This window comes from Rubripirellula reticaptiva, from assembly GCF_007860175.1.
Lineage (GTDB): Bacteria > Planctomycetota > Planctomycetia > Pirellulales > Pirellulaceae > Rubripirellula > Rubripirellula reticaptiva.
Genome location: NZ_SJPX01000005.1, coordinates 662,331 through 681,836, shown reverse-complemented (window position 1 = coordinate 681,836; position 19,506 = coordinate 662,331). Strand labels below are relative to the sequence as shown.

General features: G+C 55.3%; 13 protein-coding genes. 5 read left to right on the top strand and 8 right to left on the bottom strand.

What is annotated here, in order from left to right; translation table 11 throughout:
• The 5 genes from Poly59_RS23650 to rpsB form a co-directional block, all read right to left on the bottom strand.
• Positions 1-1,347 (bottom strand): GDSL-type esterase/lipase family protein, encoded by a 1,347-nt coding sequence (locus Poly59_RS23650; protein ID WP_146536556.1) that lies wholly within the window; start codon positions 1,345-1,347, stop codon positions 1-3.
• A gap of 295 nt (positions 1,348-1,642) precedes the next feature.
• Complete coding sequence (frr, locus tag Poly59_RS23645) at positions 1,643-2,206, bottom strand: ribosome recycling factor (RefSeq protein ID WP_146536555.1); 564 nt, start codon at positions 2,204-2,206, stop codon at positions 1,643-1,645.
• 166 nt (positions 2,207-2,372) lie between these two features.
• Positions 2,373-3,131 (bottom strand): UMP kinase, encoded by a 759-nt coding sequence (gene pyrH, locus Poly59_RS23640; RefSeq protein WP_146536554.1) that lies wholly within the window; start codon positions 3,129-3,131, stop codon positions 2,373-2,375.
• 177 nt (positions 3,132-3,308) lie between these two features.
• The gene (gene tsf / locus Poly59_RS23635; RefSeq protein ID WP_146536553.1) at positions 3,309-4,292 is read right to left on the bottom strand and encodes a translation elongation factor Ts; all 984 of its coding nucleotides are present in this window, start codon (positions 4,290-4,292) and stop codon (positions 3,309-3,311) included.
• Between the two features lie 152 nt (positions 4,293-4,444).
• On the bottom strand, positions 4,445-5,203 hold the full coding sequence (rpsB, locus tag Poly59_RS23630) for a 30S ribosomal protein S2 (protein WP_246151889.1): 759 nt from the start codon (positions 5,201-5,203) through the stop codon (positions 4,445-4,447).
• Positions 5,204-5,384: 181 nt separating this feature from the next.
• Here rpsB and Poly59_RS23625 point away from each other — a divergent pair, with 181 nt between their 5' ends.
• The 5 genes from Poly59_RS23625 (at position 5,385) to Poly59_RS23605 (ending at position 13,931) form a co-directional block, all read left to right on the top strand.
• Entirely contained in the window at positions 5,385-5,588 is a 204-nt protein-coding gene (locus tag Poly59_RS23625) for a hypothetical protein (RefSeq protein WP_146536552.1), read from the top strand.
• 159 nt (positions 5,589-5,747) lie between these two features.
• On the top strand, positions 5,748-8,120 hold the full coding sequence (locus Poly59_RS23620; protein WP_146536893.1) for a PSD1 and planctomycete cytochrome C domain-containing protein: 2,373 nt from the start codon (positions 5,748-5,750) through the stop codon (positions 8,118-8,120).
• Positions 8,113-9,561, top strand: coding sequence for a DUF1501 domain-containing protein (locus Poly59_RS23615; RefSeq protein WP_146536551.1), 1,449 nt, complete (start codon positions 8,113-8,115; stop codon positions 9,559-9,561). Before Poly59_RS23620 ends, Poly59_RS23615 begins: the two co-directional genes overlap by 8 nt.
• Before the next feature lie 46 nt (positions 9,562-9,607).
• Positions 9,608-12,460 carry a PSD1 and planctomycete cytochrome C domain-containing protein gene (locus Poly59_RS23610; RefSeq protein WP_146536550.1) on the top strand — a complete coding sequence of 951 codons (2,853 nt, stop codon included), beginning with the start codon at positions 9,608-9,610 and terminating at the stop codon, positions 12,458-12,460.
• A gap of 16 nt (positions 12,461-12,476) precedes the next feature.
• Complete coding sequence (locus tag Poly59_RS23605; RefSeq protein ID WP_146536549.1) at positions 12,477-13,931, top strand: DUF1501 domain-containing protein; 1,455 nt, start codon at positions 12,477-12,479, stop codon at positions 13,929-13,931.
• 68 nt (positions 13,932-13,999) lie between these two features.
• On the opposite strand, the gene Poly59_RS23600 is transcribed toward Poly59_RS23605, so the two are convergent.
• The 3 genes from Poly59_RS23600 to Poly59_RS23590 all read right to left on the bottom strand — a co-directional run bounded on the left by Poly59_RS23600 (position 14,000) and on the right by Poly59_RS23590 (position 19,460).
• A complete protein-coding gene (locus tag Poly59_RS23600) occupies positions 14,000-15,580 on the bottom strand; it encodes an adenylate/guanylate cyclase domain-containing protein (RefSeq protein ID WP_146536548.1) in 1,581 nt (526 codons plus the stop codon).
• 229 nt (positions 15,581-15,809) lie between these two features.
• Positions 15,810-17,087 carry an alpha/beta hydrolase family protein gene (locus Poly59_RS23595; RefSeq protein ID WP_146536547.1) on the bottom strand — a complete coding sequence of 426 codons (1,278 nt, stop codon included), beginning with the start codon at positions 17,085-17,087 and terminating at the stop codon, positions 15,810-15,812.
• Between the two features lie 339 nt (positions 17,088-17,426).
• Positions 17,427-19,460, bottom strand: a complete 2,034-nt coding sequence (locus tag Poly59_RS23590; RefSeq protein WP_186776474.1) for a putative bifunctional diguanylate cyclase/phosphodiesterase — start codon at positions 19,458-19,460, stop codon at positions 17,427-17,429.
• Between the last annotated feature and the right edge of the window lie 46 nt (positions 19,461-19,506).

Genomic DNA, 19,506 nt, shown 5'->3' with positions numbered 1-19,506 from the left:
TTAGCGGCGGATCCGAATGCGGCGATACTCGATCTGGCCGCGGTCACCCTCGACGCCGATCGATCCAGACGCCGGTACATCGAAAGCGGCTTCAAGAATCTCGCCGTTGCAGGTGCATTTGGCTTTATCGCCGACGACGATGACTTCTAGATCGTTCCAGTCACCCGACCGAAAATTAGTTAGATCTTTGTAGGGACCAGCCAAAGGAAAGTCGCGAACTTGCAATTGATGACCACGAAGGAAAACGCCACTGTCGGCTGCCACGCCAGCCCGGAATTGCAAACGTAAGGTAAAGTCACCTTGGAAGTCTTCTGTTGTGTAGAGCTGTTGGATTTTGCGTCCTTCCGGGGGCGTTGTCACGACCAAGCGACCATTGATCGTGCGATAGCGATGATCGGGCGTTGATGTCTGTCCAGCAAAGGCTACGTCCTCTTCGACGAGCGGCCAAGTGACTGATGGGTCTCTTTTGATCCAGTTCGCTCGCCCTTTACGAGCCGACTGCGGCGTCACACGATATCCCCAACCGGTCAAGTCGTGACCGTTGAACAGGCTGGTGAAACCGTCTTCGACTTGAAAGTCATCGTCACCAGTTTCTGTAAATCCAAGCGTTGCAAAGATTGGTATCAGTGCCGACTTCCATTTTGCATACCCGGCACCATTTGGGTGCAGCAGGTCAGGGAACTCTTCTTTCTTTGCGTCGCCATCTTTGTTTGCGAACAGTGTCCACGTGTCGACGACGGTGACAGTGGCGTTGCCACGAACTAGGTCCGCCAAAGCTGCGTTGATTATCTTGATTTCAGCGGCCGGTCGAGACTTCGATTCACTGCTTGGCATGACCAGGCACAGCACAATCGGCATTTCTGGATCGTGTTGATTGAGTTTGTCGACCATCAAACCGACGTTGCTAGCGATGGTTTCTGCGTCGGCGTGTTCTTCCAAGTCATTGGTACCCATCAGCATGACAACGGCCGCGGGATCCAGGGCAATGACTTCATCGTCGATACGAAGCAGCATGCCGCGAGTGGTATCACCACTGATTCCACGGTTGGCGACGTTCACATCGAGATCGTCAAATCGGCCACCAAAGTCATCGCCCCAACCTTGAGTGATCGAGTCACCAAAGAATACGATTGCCCCTTGGTCTTGTTCGACGCGATCGGCAAACGTTGAACGACGCTTATTCCAAATGTTACGCATCCAATCGTAGCGGCGAATAGGGCCGGCACCCGGCAGCCCTTCGTCGCTATCGGGAATCGCAAAACGGATCTCCGTGGCAACGTCTTGAGCGCTAGTGTTACCGCCAAACAAAACACTAAGCAACATCAGCGATAGCAGGGTGGGACGCATTGGATGGAGCCTTCAAAAGCGAAATTGGAAAGGTTGAGGGAAAGGCCACCTGACATAGTTGGTGACTTACAAAGAGTTCACCCCGCCGAAGCCGCTCCAGGACTGCACGCAGATCTGTCTCTCCAAGACGGATACCGCGACATCGTCGCGGGTTGCACGAGTCTCGGAGAGACTCGCCTACGTGAACGCCGCTCAGGTCAAAGAATGGCAGCTGAGTGTTGCAAAGCACTGTGCTGTTCTAACACAGTGCTTGAAAGTGGCCGCGCCGGAAGTTATCAAACCCGAGTCGTTGAGGCTAAGCTTCGGTGACTTCGGTTTCGCGTCCCTTAGCCAGTTCCCCGGCTTGAGCTTCGTACTTCTTGGTCAGCTCTTGGACGGCTTCCTTCAGCTTGTCGCGATCATCTTCGCTGATCTCTTTGTCCTTTTCGGCCGTGTCGGCTGCTTTGTTGGCGTCGCGGCGGATATTGCGGATTGAGATCTTTGCGTCTTCGGTCAGTTCCTTGATCCGGCTGACCATTTTCTTGCGAACTTCGGTCGACAACGGTGGCACGTTCAGCCGAATCATGCGACCGTCGTTTTGCGGATTCAGACCGATATCGCTACCGACGATCGCCTTTTCGATTTCTTTGATGGTCGAGACGTCGAAGGGACGCACGACGATCTGCTGTGGCTCGGGAGTTCCGATCGACGCCAGTTGTTTCAACGGCGTTGACGATCCGTACACGTCGACCTTGATCGAATCGACCAAGCCCGGCGTTGCCCGGCCGGTGCGGATTCCGGACAGGTTGTGTTGCAGGACAGAAAGCGCCTTTTCCATGCGTTCTTCGGCGTCCGTCAGTGTTTCGTCAGTCGCGGCCATGGGGAAGATCCTTTTCGATAGAAGAGTGACAAAGATGGGTAGATTGTTTTGGCGGATTTCGTAGGGGCAGCCGCCGTTAGCTAAGATGTCGTTCTTAGCAGTTTGGTTTTAGTTCGCCGCGCATGCGCGTGATCGACGTGGCGCGAGTTGCAACGATCGCAGCGGTTCACTTGGGTTTTTGGGTCGATCCGATCCAAGTGCCAACCGTGTCGCCTTTGATGGCTTTGACGATGTTTCCGTCCTTCTTAAAGTTGAACACAAGAATTGGCTTGGCATGTTCGTTGCATAGGGCGATCGCGGTCGCATCCATGACTTTTAAGTTCTTCTGGATGACTTCGGCATAGGTCAGCGACTCGTAAAGAACTGCATGCGGGTTCTTTTCAGGGTCGTCACTGTAAACGCCGTCAACGCGAGTCGCTTTCAGTACCACGTCGGCGTCGAGTTCCAACGCACGCTGCGCCGCGGCCGTGTCGGTCGTTACGAACGGGTTACCGATACCGGCGGCCAGAATGACGACGTGACCTTTTTCAAGGTGCTCGATCGCGCGGCGGCGAATGAATGTCTCGCAAACCTTGTCCATCGCAACGGCAGACATCACTCGCGTGGTCAGTCCAATTGATTCCAGCGTGTCTTGCATCGCTAGCGAGTTGATGACCGTCGCCAGCATGCCCATGTAGTGAGCGGTTGCTTCTTGAACGAGCGCATTGGCGCCCGAAAACTGGCCGCCGCGAAGGATGTTGCCTCCGCCGATCACGATCGCGATTTGGCACCCGGATTTGTGGGCGCTTTTGATTTGTTGCGCGATCTGGCCGGACTCTTCGCCGCTGATTCCGCGACCTCCCGAATCGGCCAAGCTTTCGCCACTGAGTTTTAAAATGACGCGTTTGTATTGAAGACTTGTCGGACTGTCGGCGTCGATTGGCATGGAAAGAATCGCAGGGGGGGAATCGTGGTGGTGGTTGAATCTGGGCGTTTGTCGGTGCTCACGATTGAACACATTGAACCGTCCGGCTCCAACGATCTGAATACTATCGTACACAAAAAAACCTCGCCGAACCGATAGGGTCGACGAGGTTTTATTTGATCGGATCGAAGCGACTGACTAGCCGCCAACGGATACGCGGCGGAATGCCAGTACCTTGGCATCGGCGCTCAATTCCTTGATCGCAGCTTCGACGGTTTTGGTGTCGTCAAGAGCGTAGAACTGGCTCAGCAAGCATCGTTCTTGGTCAAGCAGCGTGTTGTCGGCGATGAAGCGATCCATTTTGCCGGGCACGATCTTGTCCCAGATCTTTTCTGGTTTGCCTTCGGCAGCCAGTTCGGCCTTGATCGCGTCTTCAGCAGCCTTCAAGACCGATTCGGTCAGTTGACGCATGCTGGCGTACTGAGGAACGTTCTTTTGCGGCTTGCCCAAGTTTTCGCGTTCGTTGACTTCGTTTTCGGCGATGATCTGAGCACGCAAGGCTTCGGTTTCCTTCGCGACCAATTCTTCGTCAAATTCGCTCGGGTGCAAGATCGAAGGCTTCATGGCTGCGATGTGCATCGCGACACAGCGGAAGAACTGGGGTGCTTCGGCGTGGCCACCGTCTGCGTACGAAACCAAAACGCCGATCTTGCTGCCGGCGTGGATGTACTGGGTGATGTTTTCACCTTCGACGACTTGGAAATCCGAAACTTCGATCTTTTCGCCAACCTTGCCAGTCTCGGCAACCAAGCGTTCGCCAACCGTGCCGCCTTCGAACGGCAACGCGACGACGTCTTCTTTCGTCTTGCAGTTGTTTTCGAAAGCCAGCTTGGCGATGGCGTTGGTCAATTCGATGAACGCGTCGTTTTTGGCGACGAAGTCAGTTTCGCTGCTGAGTGCCAACAGTTGACCGCGGTTGCCTTCGGTCATTGCCGAGACAACACCTTCGTTGGCTTCGCGATCGGCTCGCTTGGCGGCAACTTTCTGGCCTTTCTTGCGAAGGTAATCCAGGGCGCCTTCCATATCGCCGCCCGATTCCTCCAACGCTTTCTTGCAGTCCATCATGCCGGCGCCGGTCGTTCTTCTCAGCTCGCTGACGTCTTTTGCGGAAATCGTTGCCATGACTGTCTCTGTTCCTAATCTCTGTCTTATGACTGTGCGTGTGTGGATAACGTCATAGGCCAGGAAGCAATCCTGGCCCTGTTCGAATGATTACTTGCCCGGCGTATGTTCAAGACATGTCCAGGCGTGCGAAAGTTCGCTGGTCCGTTGACCTAGGTAGCGGTCGTTTCTTCGGCCGCTGGTTCCGCAGCAGGTGCGGGTGCACTGTCGTCGGCTGGTTCGATTGCCGATTGGCCTTTGCCCGCGTTGATCGCATCAGCCAATTGCTTCAGGATCAATTCAACGCTGCGGATGCCGTCATCGTTGCCGGGAATTGGCAGGTCGATTTGCGATGGATCGCTGTCGGTATCGATCAGTGCGACGGTCGGGATGCCAAGACGCTTGGCTTCGCGGACTGCGTTTCGTTCCTTGCCTGGGTCGACGATGAACAAGCACTCGGGCAAGCGGTTCATGGTACGAAGACCGTTTAGGTTGCGGTACATCTTGCGGTACTCGCGGTTGATCGTCGACTGCATTTTCTTGCTGTAGTCGTTGATCTTGTCGCTGCCACGTAGATCTTCCAGTTCTTCCAAACGGGTTAATCGGCTGCGAATGGTGCGGAAGTTGGTCAGCGTGCCGCCCAACCATCGTTCGCTAACGAATGGCATGCCGCATCGCAACGCTTGTTCTTCGACGGCTTCGCCAGCTTGACGCTTGGTGCCGACAAACAGAATCAGGCTGCCGCCAGCGGCAACTTGACCGAGATATTTCTTGGCTCGGAGCATTCCGCGAAGCGTTTCGCGGATGTCCATCACGTGAATCTGGTTTTTGCGGCCGAAGATGTACGGAGCCATCTTCGGATTCCACAAGCTGGTTCGGTGTCCAAAGTGAACACCAGCTTCGATCATCTCTTGAACAATCGGATTTGCCACGTCGTTGTTTCCTAGTTTTTGCCATCACGGGCTGCGAGAAACCGAGTTGCCCGAATAGGCAGAACATCGGTAACCAGAGCATCGAATTTACAGCCAAACGGCCTGCAAATTCATCGCCCTTCGTCCCATCAGTGTTGGCGTGTGAATGAAAGAGGCCCCGGCAGAAGGTACCGAGGCCACCATGAGAGCGAAGAGCGTACCGGAAAAGCGATTTCACAGCAAGGGATGCCACCGCAGCGTTTCATCGGGAAAACACGCTTCGGTTGCCCCGATAATCAACGTCGAATTCTCGTTGATCCCAAAACCAGCACTTGCCCCTCTGGTGGGCGGTCGGGTGTTTGAGGGCGAATTGGCCTTGGTGTTTGGTGCTCGTCAGGTTTCGTAACACTTGGGCCCACGCGCCGCTCCTAATTATCTTTCACGGTGAATGCTTCTCGCAATACACTGGAAGCGAGGCGGCTATCCGTTACGGTTGTTGGTCGTCATCACAGGTAGTCTGATCTGGTTGCCCATGAACAAACGTTTCACCGAATTGATTCAGAATATGGCATTAAAATTTCGACCGCAGTGTTTTGTGTGGTTGATCGTTGTGACGCAAATTGCTTCGATTGGATTCGCCGAGGAACATGCATTTTCGTTCAGCGACGATGTTCGCCCGATTTTGTCAAACCACTGTTTCGCTTGTCACGGACCTGATGAAACGCACCGCGAAGCCGATGTGCGATTGGACGTGCCGGGCGAAGTCGATCTGGACGAAGTGCTCGCTCGCATCCAATCGGACGATCCCGATCGGATGATGCCGCCGCCAGAAATGAACAAGCCGCTCAGTCCCGGGCAGATCAAGACTCTCTCAGGCTGGCTCGAGTCGGGTGCCCAGTACCAACAGCACTGGTCATTTGTCCCGCCGACCATTCCGGTCGTCCCGCCGCTGGCCAGTCAGGCATTACCGCCTGGAAGCCCGTCGGGCGATTGGGATAGCTCGGTGATCGACCGTTTCGTGTTGGCTCAGATCGCAAAAAAGAACAAAGTCGCAAGCCCGCCAGCCGATCGTCGGAATCTAATCAGGCGACTGTCGATCGATTTGACGGGACTGCCGCCATCAATTGATGACATCGATGCGTTCTTGGCTGACGATTCCGAGGATGCGTACGCCAAGTTGGTCGACCGCTTGATGGCATCGCCCCACTATGGCGAACACATGGCGAGATATTGGTTGGACTTGGTTCGGTTCGCTGACACCAACGGTCTGCACCACGATCACTATCGCGAGATGACGCCATACCGAGACTGGGTGATTCGGGCTTTCAATGAGAACTTGCCATTTGATGATTTCGCAAAGTTTCAAGTTGCCGGCGATCTGTTTCCGGATCCCACCACGGACCAATTGATCGCATCCGGTTTCAATCGATTGCACCTGATCATCGACGTCGGCACGGCGCTGCCCGAAGAAAGCTTTTTTCGCAACGTAGTGGACCAAGTCACCGCGGTCGGTACTGCGTTCATGGGGCTGACGGTTCAGTGTGCGGTTTGCCATGACCACAAGTACGACCCCATCACTCAGCGTGACTTTTATCAACTGTACGCGTTCTACAACAACTTCGATGGCGAACCCGAAACCGGCAGGCGTGGCACGTCGGACTTCAAGCGTGGATTGCAGTCGCCGTACCTGGATCTACCGACTGACGAACAAGCCGCCGAACTGCAGCGACTCGACAAGATGATCGCAGAGCTTGAAAAGCAGGAACCAAAGGCTGCGAAGAAAGATCTTGATGATGCCAATCGCGAACGTGATGCCTTGACGTTGCAGATTCCAGCGACGTTAGTGATGAAAGAACGCCAGGAAGTTCGCCCCGCCCATATTCTGATCCGCGGCGCGTATGACCAACCGGGCGATGAAGTCGTCCGCGCGACTCCTGGATTCCTGCCGCCGATGAAACCAACCGATGGCCCGCCGACTCGAATGGACTTGGCCGATTGGTTGACCGATCCCGGGAACCCGTTGATGTCGCGAGTGACGGTGAATCGTTTTTGGCAACAGTTCTTGGGCGTCGGCTTGGTGAAGACGGCCGAAGACTTTGGCGCTCAGGGCCAACCACCTTCGCACCCCGAATTGCTGGATCACTTGGCGACCGAGTTTTTAGAGTCGAGCTGGAACGTCAAGTCGCTAGTCCGGTCAATCGTGATGTCGGCGACCTATCGGCAGGCTTCGAGTGCTTCGCCGGAATCGTTTCGTGATGATCCAGAAAATAGGTTGTTGACGCGAGGGTCGCGGTTTCGTTTGGACGCCGAAGTGATTCGCGATCAACTGCTTAGCGTTAGCGGGCTGTTGAACCTGGAAATGAACGGCAAGAGTGTCAAAGTTCCTCAGCCGGCCGGTTTGTGGAAGACGGTCGCGATGCCAAGTTCGTACCCCAGCACGTTTGTCGCCGACGAAGGTGACAAGATTTATCGGCGCAGCATTTATACATTCTGGAAGCGAGGAATGCCGCCGCCGCAAATGACCATCTTTGACGCTCCGTCACGCGAAAGTTGCATCGCGCGTCGCGAGCGTACTAACACGCCCTTGCAGGCGTTGTTGTTGATGAACGAGAAACAGTATTTTTCGGCCGCCATGAAGTTGGCTTACTCCTTGCAAGCTCGAACGGACTTATCGGTTGTCGATCGAATTGCACTTGCGTATGAGTCGACCACTTCGCTGCCACCGGATGATGCGGCGCTAGGTGTACTCGCCGAAGCACACGCTCAATTCCACGAAAGTTATGCCGCCGATCCCGACGCCGCGCTGGCGATGATCGCAGGCAGTGAAACCGCCGAGGTTCAGGCTGTCAAAGATCCGGCGGCGCAGATCGATTTGGCTGCGATGACCATGATCGTTCACTCGATATTCAATCTCGATAGGGTAAAGACTCATGAATAATGGACGTCGCGAATTTCTGCGCAGCACCGCCGAAGGGCTTGCCGCCGCCGGACTGGGGACGCCCGTGTTGGGATCGATCCTTGGATCGTTGGCCGCCGGCAAGAATGCACCCGCGGCTGGAGCGATGGACGGTTTGCATCATCCGGCGAAAGCGAAGCGGGTGATCTTTTTGTTCATGGCTGGTGCACCAAGTCAGTTGGATTTGTTCGACTATAAGCCAGGTCTGACAGATCTGTTCCAAGAACCGTTGCCGCCGTCGGTCAGCAACGGGCAACGCGTGACGGCGATGACGCGAGGCAAAGAGCAACGCATCGCTCCGTCGATGTTCAAGTTTTCGCAGCACGGCGAAAATGGCACTTACCTAAGCGAAGTGTTGCCGCACCTGGCGACCAAGATCGACGATATCTGTTTGATCAAGTCGATGCATACCGATGCGATCAATCACGACCCAGGCAAGACGTTGATTTGCACCGGATCGGAAATCCCAGGCAAGGCTTCGCTGGGCGCGTGGCTTAGTTATGGACTTGGGCGGATCAACGAAAACCTGCCGGACTTTGTCGTTCTAAGTTCGGCATTTTGGTCGGGCGACCAAGCCAACATTCAGGCGCTGTACAGTCGGTTGTGGGGTTCGGGTTTCTTGCCTACGAAGCATCAAGGCGTCGCATTTCAGCCGTCGGGTGATCCCGTTTTGTTTTTGTCCAATCCGGCGGGCGTGGATCGGACCAATCGAGGCAAAATGTTGGACTTGGTCACGAAGTTGAACCAGGAACATCTGCATCAAGTCGGTGACCCGGAAATTATGACGACCATCGCTCAACAAGAGATGGCGTTTCGGATGCAAATGTCGGTTCCCGAGTTGGCGGACGTTTCGGATGAACCGCAAAGCGTGCTGGATCTGTATGGCCCCGAAGTCGGCAAGAGCGGTTCGTTTGCACGTAACTGTTTGTTGGCTCGCCGGATGGTTGAGCGTGACGTGCGATTCGTGCAACTGTTCCATCGTGGTTGGGACCATCACAAGGGACTGCCAGCGAAGATCCGCGGGCAAGCGATGGATGTGGATCAGCCGATCGCAGGCTTGCTGACCGATCTGAAACAGAATGGTCTACTTGACGATACGTTGGTGGTTTTCGCGGGTGAATTTGGTCGGACGACCTATTGCCAAGGCAAATTGACGACCACGGATTATGGCCGCGATCACCATCCTCGTTGTTTCACCGCGTGGATGGCGGGCGGTGGGATCAAGCCAGGAATCTCGTACGGCCAGACGGACGAATTCAGTTACAATATTGTTGAAAACCCAGTTCACGTTCGCGACTTCAATGCCACGATCCTGCACCAGTTGGGAATCGACCATAACAAACTGACGTTTCCCTTTTTAGGGCTGGACGAGAAGTTAACGGGCGTCAAAGAGACACACGTGATTCACGATATTCTGGCGTGATCGTCGCCGATTCACGAACCTCGCAACGCCTCGGCTAGTTTGCTTCATGCGCATTTTTATCGTCTTATTCGTCCTGTTCTTTTTATGCAGTCAAGCGGACGCCGGTGATCGGGTGTCTTACAACCGTGACGTTCGTCCGTTGCTGTCGAAGCATTGTTTTTCGTGCCATGGGCCTGACGAAGGAAGTCGCGAAGCCGGGCTGAGACTGGATTTGCCGGATGGAGCAGATGCGGACGAAGTCCTTCGTCGAATTGCTTCGACCGACCCTGACGAGATGATGCCGCCGCCGGCGGTGAACAAGCCGCTCGATGACGCCAAACGACTGGTGCTGCGGCGCTGGGTCGAAGAGGGTTTGCCCTATGAACAGCATTGGTCGTTCGTTCCACCGGTTCGCTCGCCGGTTCCGGCGGGCTTGCATCCGATTGACCATTTTGTTGACGCCAAATTGAAGGCGGCCGGACGCAAGCGATCCGAACCGGCTGATCCGTTGACGCTCGTTCGTCGCGTGTACTTAGACTTGATCGGACTTCCACCGCCGGCTGATGTCGCCGACGCATTTGCAGCCGACTCTTCGCCTGCCGCGTACGCAAAAATCGTGGATGACCTGCTTGCGTCGCCTCGTTACGGCGAACGCTGGGCACGACGTTGGCTCGATCTGGCTCGTTATGCGGACACCAACGGTTATGAAAAGGATCGAGACCGCAGCATTTGGCCCTACCGTGACTGGGTGATCCGCTCGATCAACGATGACATGCCGTTTGATCAATTCACGGTCCAGCAACTGGCCGGTGATATGTTGCCCGATCCAACCGCCGGTCAATTGGTCGCAACCGGGTTTCATCGCAACACGATGTTGAACGAAGAAGGCGGCATCGACCCGCTTGAATTTCGTTACCATGCAATGACCGATCGGGTGGCGACGACCGGCACAACCTGGTTGGGGTTAACGACCGGATGTGCCCAGTGTCATACGCACAAGTACGACCCGATCACCCATCACGATTATTTCGGCATGATGGCGTATCTGAATAACGCCGACGAACCCGATTTCTTTTTGCCACTTGAAACCGCCGATCCGGATCGAGAATTGAACCTCGATCAAGCGGACCAATTGCAAAGCGAATTGGCAAACCACTGGCCCGCGTTGCAGAAATCATCGACAGACCTGGACACTGCTTTCGCGTCGTGGATCGAAAATCAGCGCAGCGGGTTAGCCGACTGGGCGACGATGGTTCCGACCGAATTATCAGCGAATGTGCCGTACCTGACGCTCGAAGACGATGGAGCCATCATCGCGGGTGGCGACACGTCGAAGCATGACATCTATACGGTCAAGTTCGCAGCAGCTGACTTCCCCATCCACACGATTCGTTTGGAAGCTCTTGCCGATCCCCGTTTGCCAGCCGGTGGACCAGGGTCGACGTATTACGAAGGGGTGAAGGGCGACTTCTATTTGACGGAGTTCGAACTGTCGACGGAGAATGATGGGGCGATCGAAATCACGGACGCGTTCGAAAGCTTTGCAAAGAACACGTTTGGAAAGAACGAAGTGTCGGCTAAGTTGGCGACCGACGGCGACATTCAAACCGGCTGGTCCGTCGACTCGGCAGGTGCGGGGAAGTCGCATGTCGCGATCTTTCGATTGAAGACACCGATCGACGCGGGGACTGCGTTCACTTTGCGCATGCACTTTGGGCGACACTATGCCAGTTCGCTCGGAAAGTTTCGCATCAGTGCGACCGATAATGCGTTGATCAAAACGGCGGTGGTTCAGTCGCCCGAGTTGGCAACGTTGCTTGCAGGTGATAATCCCGCTGATAATCCGGTTGTTCGTCGAGAGTTTCTGATGCATGCACCGGAGCTGAAAGAGTACGCCGACAAGATTCGTAAGCTGAGTGAGCCGGACGTTGGGCCGATGACGCTGATTCTAAAAGAGCGGCCGGCCGGACACGCTCGAGAAACTTATCTACACCATCGTGGTGAATATACTCAGCCGATCGAATCGGTGCCGGCACGATTGCCCGACGCACTGTGGGACAGCGATCAGCCGATGCCGAGTGACCGATTGGCGTTTGCACGGTGGTTAGTCAGCCGCGAGAATCCGCTAACGGCTCGCGTCGTGGCAAATCGCCAGTGGGCGGCGTTCTTTGGTACCGGGTTGGTTGCGACGCTGGATGATTTTGGAATGCAAGGCGAAATGCCGAGTCACCCTGAACTGCTGGACCATTTAGCGGTCGAGTTGATGGAAACAGGCTGGTCGATCAAGTCGTCGCATCGGCTGATTGTGACGAGTGCGACTTATAAGCAGTCGTCCGCCGTGCCTTCAGCAGATGCCGGAGCCGGTGTTGATCGGCTGCTTGGGCGATTCCCGCGCAACCGCTTGGAAGCCGAGATCATTCGCGACGCGTCGCTCGCGGCATCGGGGTTGCTAAGTGACAAGATGTATGGTCCACCCGTGCGGCCACCACAGCCCGTCGGTGCGGTTTCCGCGAACTACAGCAAATCGACTTGGCAGGCCAGCGAAGGCGATGATCGCTATCGTCGCAGCGTCTACACCTATCAAAAACGAACGGCGCCGTTTGAAATGTTCACGACGTTCGATGCCGGGTCGGGTGAGGCCTGTGTGGCGCGACGGGACGTGTCAAACACTCCGCTGCAAGCGTTGACATTGATGAACGATCCGATGTTTGTGGAAATCGCAGGTGCATACGGCGATCGCATGGCGGCGGTCGACGGTGACGTCAACGAAAAGATCGACGAAGGCTTTCGCTGGCTGATGACGCGTAGGCCGACCGAGACCGAACGCGAATGGATTGCCACGTTTCAAACTAAGCATGGCGATTGGACGGCCACAGCACGCGTGATGCTGTGTATCGACGAAGCGATCACGAAAAACTGAATCGACGAAAGCAAGAATGATGTTCGAAAATCGAAACCCAGCGACGTCGAATTCGCGGCGGTACTTTCTGAATCAATGCGGCGTCGGACTTGGAAAAGTCGCCGCCGCGGGGTTGTTGGCTCAGTCGATGAACGGGCGAGCGGGGGCCGCGGCGGTTTCTGACAATTCTCGCAATCCGCTCGCGCCGAAGACGCCGCACTATGCACCGCGAGCCAAAGCAGTGATCCACCTCTTCATGGCCGGTGCGCCTAGCCAGCTTGAATTGTTTGACCCCAAACCCACGCTTTCGAAACTGGAAGGCAAGCCGTTGCCGGCGTCCGTGATCGGCGATCAACGTTATGCGTTCATTCAACCGGATGCCGCTGTGCTGGGGCCTCAGTTCAAATTTGACACCTACGGCCAATCCGGTGCGGTGCTGGGTGAGCCGATGAAAGAATTGGGGCGGGTCGCCGATGAAATTTGTTTCATCCGCTCGTGCACGACGGACCAATTCAATCACGCTCCGGCACAAATCTTCTTCAATACCGGATTTTCTCAGCCCGGTAGGCCCAGTATTGGTTCATGGGCTCTGTATGGCTTGGGAAGCGAATCGCAAGACCTTCCCGCGTTTGTCGTCATGAGCACCGGTGCTGGGATTAGCGGCGGCACGTCCTTGTGGTCCAGTGGGTTCATGCCGACGGTTTATACCGGCGTGCAATTTCGAAACGGCCGCGAGCCGATTCTGAATGTGGCAACGCCCGATAAGTTTGGTAGCGAGTTGCAACAGGATACGTTCGACTTGATCAATCGGCTGAACCGACAACGCTTGGACCGAGTTAGTGACCCCGAGATTGCGACTCGGATGGCGGCGTACGAGATGGCGGCCCGGCTACAGACGTCTGCACCCGAGCTGGTTGACTTTCGAGGCGAAACGAAGGCAACGATGGACGCCTATGGATGTGATCCTGAAAAGCCTTCGTTTGCCCGTTCATGTTTGCTGGCACGGCGGATGGTCGAACGGGGCGTTCGATTCATCAATATCTATCATTCCGGCTGGGATGCGCACAGCAACGTGAAGGGCAGCACAGAAAGCCGCTGCAAAGAAACGGTCCAGGCAACGGCGGCACTGATCGAGGACTTGAAACGGTGCGGATTGCTGGACGAAACGCTGGTGATTTGGGGCGGCGAATTTGGACGCACGCCGATGGTCGAAACCAACCCGGCGCTAGGGCGCAAAGCGGGCCGAGATCACCATCCGCAGGCGTTCACGATGTGGATGGCGGGCGGCGGTGCCAAACCGGGCATCACGTACGGTGCGACGGATGAGTTTGGATTCAATATCACCGAAAATCCCGTGCACGTTCACGATATCCAAGCCACCATCATGCGTCTGTTAGGATTCGATCACGAACGACTAACCTACCACCACGCCGGTCGCGATTTTCGCCTGACCGACGTTCACGGCAAAGCGATCGACGGGCTGATGGCATAACGACGGCTGAGTGTCATTTTGAAACTCATTTTGCGCTCGCGGTTTCTGCGAGGGAATGATTCTGTTCATCATGAACCACTCTGAGCGGCAAAGAGTTGGAGCGGTGTGTCTTTCCCTTTGACGCGTTGGGGAGGCAGGCGGATCCAGGCGGACGGATCGACTAAAGCAGACTTTGTCGATTCCGTGATCAGCAGATTGTGGCCTGCCTGCTTGGTGGCTGCCTCCACTCGCGCGGCTACGTTGACGGTGTCGCCGATCGCGGTGTACTCCTGGCGTTTGGGGGAACCGATACTGCCGACGACAGCAGGACCCGTGTTGACGCCGATGCCGATTTGCAAGTCGTCCCAGCCAGCGTCTCGAAAAAGCGATGTGGACTGCTGGACGCACTTCCGTAGCGCAAGTGCCGAATCGACAGCGTTTTGTGCATGTCGTTCCGTATTTGCGCCGACACCAAAGATTGCCATGAATCCGTCACCTAAAAACTTGTTGACCATCCCGCCGTTCGACTCCACGCATTCAACGGCTTCGCGAAAAAATACGTTCAGCGCTGAAACAACTTCGCTGGGCGAATGTTCCGACGAATACTGCGTGAAATTTCGTACATCGACGAACATCACGGTGATGACTTGTTCGCGGCCGGTCAGCTGATCGCCTTGGCTGATGATTTGCCGAGCGGCTTCTTGACCAACGTGTCGGCCAAAGGTTTGCTGCAAATGCTCGCGTTGTCGCAGGCCTTCGACCATCGAGTTGAAACTGTTGATCAGGTGCCCGAATTCGTCGGCACAGAGCAAGTGAATATGTGTGTCCAAGTTACCCGCGGCGACTTCCGCAGCGGCACGTCGTAATTGCTGCACCGGTCTGACGACCAATTTGCCAAGCATCCAACTGGTGGCAAACCCAAACGCAATCGCAACCAAGCCGACCGCGACGGCAAACCGGGGTGCCAAGTTTTCGTCATCCGGCAACAGCAGGATCAAGACGAGTGAAATGATGGGGCTGACCACCGAAGACACTGTCCACAAAGCGCCTCGCAAAGTGATGTTCAATGGAATGATTCCCGGCACACTGGCGGGCATCGTTTGGATCGTCTGATCTTCGGAATAAAAAACGACAGGAAACACCGCGTGCTGGATCGCCAATTCAACGGCAAAGAAACTATGCGTCACCGCAATCATCGCTGCGATCAGAAACGATGTGATCAAGTGAGCGATGACGATGCCCTGCAAAGGTTCTGGCAAAACGTACAACGAGGTGATGAAGACCGGAATGCAACTGAGCCATCCGAGTGACGCAACCAGCAGGAACCACCAAGGCAAGTTGACGACGACACGCTGAACTTTTTGGTGTAGCTCGGTCGCAACCGGCTTTCCCGCCAACAGATCACGGTACACCGGTCGCACCCACAACAAAGGCAGCACAAAGCACAACACGGCAATCGGATAGATCAGCACGTTGAACCACAATACGCAGTCGTCGAACCGGACCCGCTGGGCATCCGACAAAAGCGGGAAGATCTGGTTGCGGTTGTAGAGCACGTTGAACAGACTGCCGATCGCATTGGCAATCAACGGCGATGTGCAAACGAACAGCAATCCATGTCGCTGTAGGAAGCTCCACTTTGGTTTTGTGCGATCTTGAAAGTCAGGCATCCGCGATTCAAGCAAACGGGGGAAGCGTGTCAGCAGGAAACCAGCAACGATTTGTGCTGCCAAGTCGGGCGTAGCAGGGACCGTCGAACATAGATGGCCCCCAGTCTAAACGGAAAACAAAAGCTTGAAACTCGAACGGGGCAAGTCCATGGCATGTTCGGCACCTGGCGGCGAATGGTCGGTACCTGCCGGGGATAGTCTGGGCGGCACCTGGCACCTGGCAGCGCGTTTAGCGGAATCCGACTTCGGTGGAGACCAATGCACCGCGTTCGTCCGTCAATGTCACCAACCACGTGTTGGCTTCCCGCGGAAGTCCCATCGCTTCGACTTTTTCAGCCGAGATCACACAGTCGACGGATTGCCATTTCCGCTGGGATCGCAGGCCCGTTTCGGTCGTGAAATGCAATGCGGATTGAACGATCTTGGTGTCGGACTGGAACGGCACGGTGACGGTGCCACTGTCGCTGACCTGCAACGGGCCAACGGATGCCAGCGGCGGTGTGTTCTTCAAAATCGAGTCCACGAATATCTGGATTTCTGGCGGGTTCCAGCCCGCTTGATGGCCGTGTGGCATTCGCGGTTCGATTCGCATCATCCGCGGCCCCTGCACCTTGGCGTAGGACTTGGCGTAACTGTCCAGCACATAATGCTTATCGTGCGTGCCGTTGACCCATAGTGTGGGGACCGTGCATTGGTGGAGGTGACTTCCGGGGTCGTATGCGGCAACCCAGGCGTCACGGCGATCACCAAGACGGTCGATGGAAGGTTTTTGGACCGATTCGCCTTCGTGCAGAAATCCACATCCGTAGACCGGCACCGCGGCTTTGAATCGATCATCCAGCGAAGCGGCCAGGCAGGTCGTGTACCCGCCCCAGCTGATCCCGGTCACGGCAGTACGGTCGGCATCCACATCGGGGAAACTGCGGATCAGTGTATGTGCCCGCATCACGTTGGCCGCCGCGTGGTACGGCCAGTCGTCATCGATCCTTCCCCCGATGCAGTCGAATTTTTCCGGGTGTCCATCGGCGGGGCCGCCTTTGGCAAGCCGTACGCGAGTTCCTTGTTTGTGTCCCGCGTAGGGTTTCAGTTTTCCTGATTCATCGTATTCGGGCTGGGGAGGTCGTCGACCACCGAGGTCCATCGCGATCGCGGCATAGCCACGGTTCGCCCACATCCCAACCCAATCGGCGAACGCGGTGCCACCACCACCGTGAATCAGCACGATGCCGGGATACGTGTCGCCCTCGTTGCCAATGCCCAGCGTTCTCGGCGATGCGTAAAAGGAAAACACTTCCGTCGCTTGGCCATCGACGTTCTCGCCTTCGTAGATCAGCGACTGAATCTTCGCGTCGGGATCTTCGATTCGAAAGACCGGCACTTCCGACTTCAGACGCTCGATCGGCCAGACTCCTGGCGTTGAGTGGATCGCCCTGTCGTCAGCCTGAACGCAAGGGATCCACCAGCAGATTGATAGGATCAAGACACCGGATGATCGAGAGAAAGTCATACGAAAGACACTATTGTTGGGAATGGGAGGACCAATCGAATTAGGCCCCACAGTTTATCAGATCCCAACGTACAACCTTTCCTGAGTCGACTTGGCCGTTTTTCAATCGTTACAGTCGCGGGCTGCCTCTGGCCGGTTACAAAATTCAGGCACCCGGGCAAGGCAGCGGAATACTCGCGCTGCCTGATTGGCTCTGCGTTTTGGAAGGACGCATCGTCCGTGTTTGCGTGGTGCAGGTCGCTCTGCTTCGCCGTCCAACACAACAGCCATCGATAATCGCGAATCGATACATGCATCATCGACTTACCACGCGGTTCCACTGAACTGGCAGGCGATCAATTAGCCCTTGGCGAATGCGTGCGGTTGCGGCGACTCTGGATGATTCGCAATCGTAAACAACGCAGCAGCCTCTTCGGGTGGCACTGGTCGGCTGAAATAGTAGCCTTGGTATTCGCCGCAATCGTGATACCGAAGGAATTCAAGTTGAGTCTTCGTTTCAACGCCTTCTGCGAGAACCTTAAGACCCAATGACTTCGCTAACGCAATGATGCTTGTCGCGATCATTCCATCATCGGAGTCCGGGAAATCCTTGATAAAAGCTCGGTCGATCTTAAGCCGGTCGATTGGAAATTGACGCAGGTATGCCAACGAAGAATAGCCGGTTCCAAAATCATCGATGCTAATGCTTGCACCAAGCTCTTTGAGTTGATTCAGTTTTTCGACCGCAACCGCGACTTCGTCGATCAGCAAGCCCTCTGTGATTTCGAAATCGAGTTGTTTCGGGTCCACTCCAAACTCTTCGATTGCGTTTAGCACAGTCGCATGAAAATCGGGATCCGCGAATTGCAGGGCGCTGACGTTGACTGACATCGTGATGGAGAATCCATCTGCATCCCACTGAGCCAATTGGCGGCAGGCTTGCCGAATGATCCAATTGCTGACGGGCAAGATTTCACGGCTTCGATCCAATAGATGAATGAATCGCCCGGGCGGCACGATTTCGCCTTCGCTTCGCCAGCGCAGAAGAGCCTCCACGCCGGTGACAACTCCGCTATCAAAACTAACTTGCGGCTGGTATACGAGAAAAAACTCATCTCGCTGCAGGGCCAGGGAAAGCTTCTCTTGGGTTGTTCGATACTCTACCAGTACTTCCGTCATTTCCGATTCGTATCGAGCGTACCCTTTCCGATGTTCCTTCGCGTGGAACATGGCGGTGTCTGCGAACGCGAGTGCGTCCTTGTCCGTCGTCGCGTGTTCAGGAATCAGGCAATAGCCAACGCTGGCGCTCAGCGGAAAGCTGCAATCAGCCAACGTAAATTGATGCGTCAACAATTCAACGACGGCTTGAGCCATCGCATCGGTGTCTTCAAGACTACCCACGTCGGTCTTGATCAGGCAAAACTCGTCGCCCCCCAGTCTTGCCACTTCGGCTTCCTCGCCAAATCTTTCCTTCAACAGGTTCGCGATTGAAATCAGCGTTTCATCGCCGACCGGATGCCCAAGCGTGTCGTTAATGTCCTTGAATCCATTCATGTCGATCATGAAGAGTGCCATCGGCGTTGATTGAGCTAGTGATTCTTGCAGCGTTTCTCGAAGCCGTTCTTGGAACTGAAACCGGTTCATTAATCCGGTCAGGGCATCCGTGGTAGCGAGCGCATGAAGCGTTTCGCTTTTTGCTTTCAGGTCGTTGCTTAGTTCAATCAGTCCTTCCGTTCGCCTGCGATAGTACTCCTCACCTTGGCGACAGCAAAAATAGACACACGCAGCAACGCCAAGCAAAAGAATCAGTTCATCGAACCTCGTCGAGGAGAACAGAGCCTCAACTCCATCGACCCACAAGAAGAAACCGCTCATGGCGACAAGATTGATGCAGAACCAACACAATGCGGAGCGGACGCCAAGAAGTTGCGATGCGACCAAGATCGAAACCGGGTAGAAAAGCATCGTTCCGTGCATCGCGGGGGCACTCACTGACACACAGAACAGTCCCACGGCGCTGGTTGCCAGATTTAAATTCATCACGCGACTGAATTGGCTGCTCTTCCGATAAACGAAATTGATCAGCGAGATCGTCGTGAAAGCGAGCACGCACTCTTGAGCTGCGATTGAAAATTGACGCCACCAAAGAAAGATGGCAAAGAAGAGCCAGGTCGCGTTCATCACGGAAGCGAATAGCCATACTCGTTGCGCACGTAGTTGCTCTGAGTTTGTCGATTCGACAAACACGTCGTTCGATTGCGTTGGTTTCCCCCAATCGGTCATTTCCGGTTCCTGTAACGACATCCAAATTGCTGGGGCGAACAACTCTAAGCCAAAGAAAGTTGCCTTACGGGGGAAATCGGGACGGCACGCTTTGATTTGATAAAATTTCACGGCAGAAAGGGACGCGGAAAGAACTGCGATCATCATGCGCGGCAAA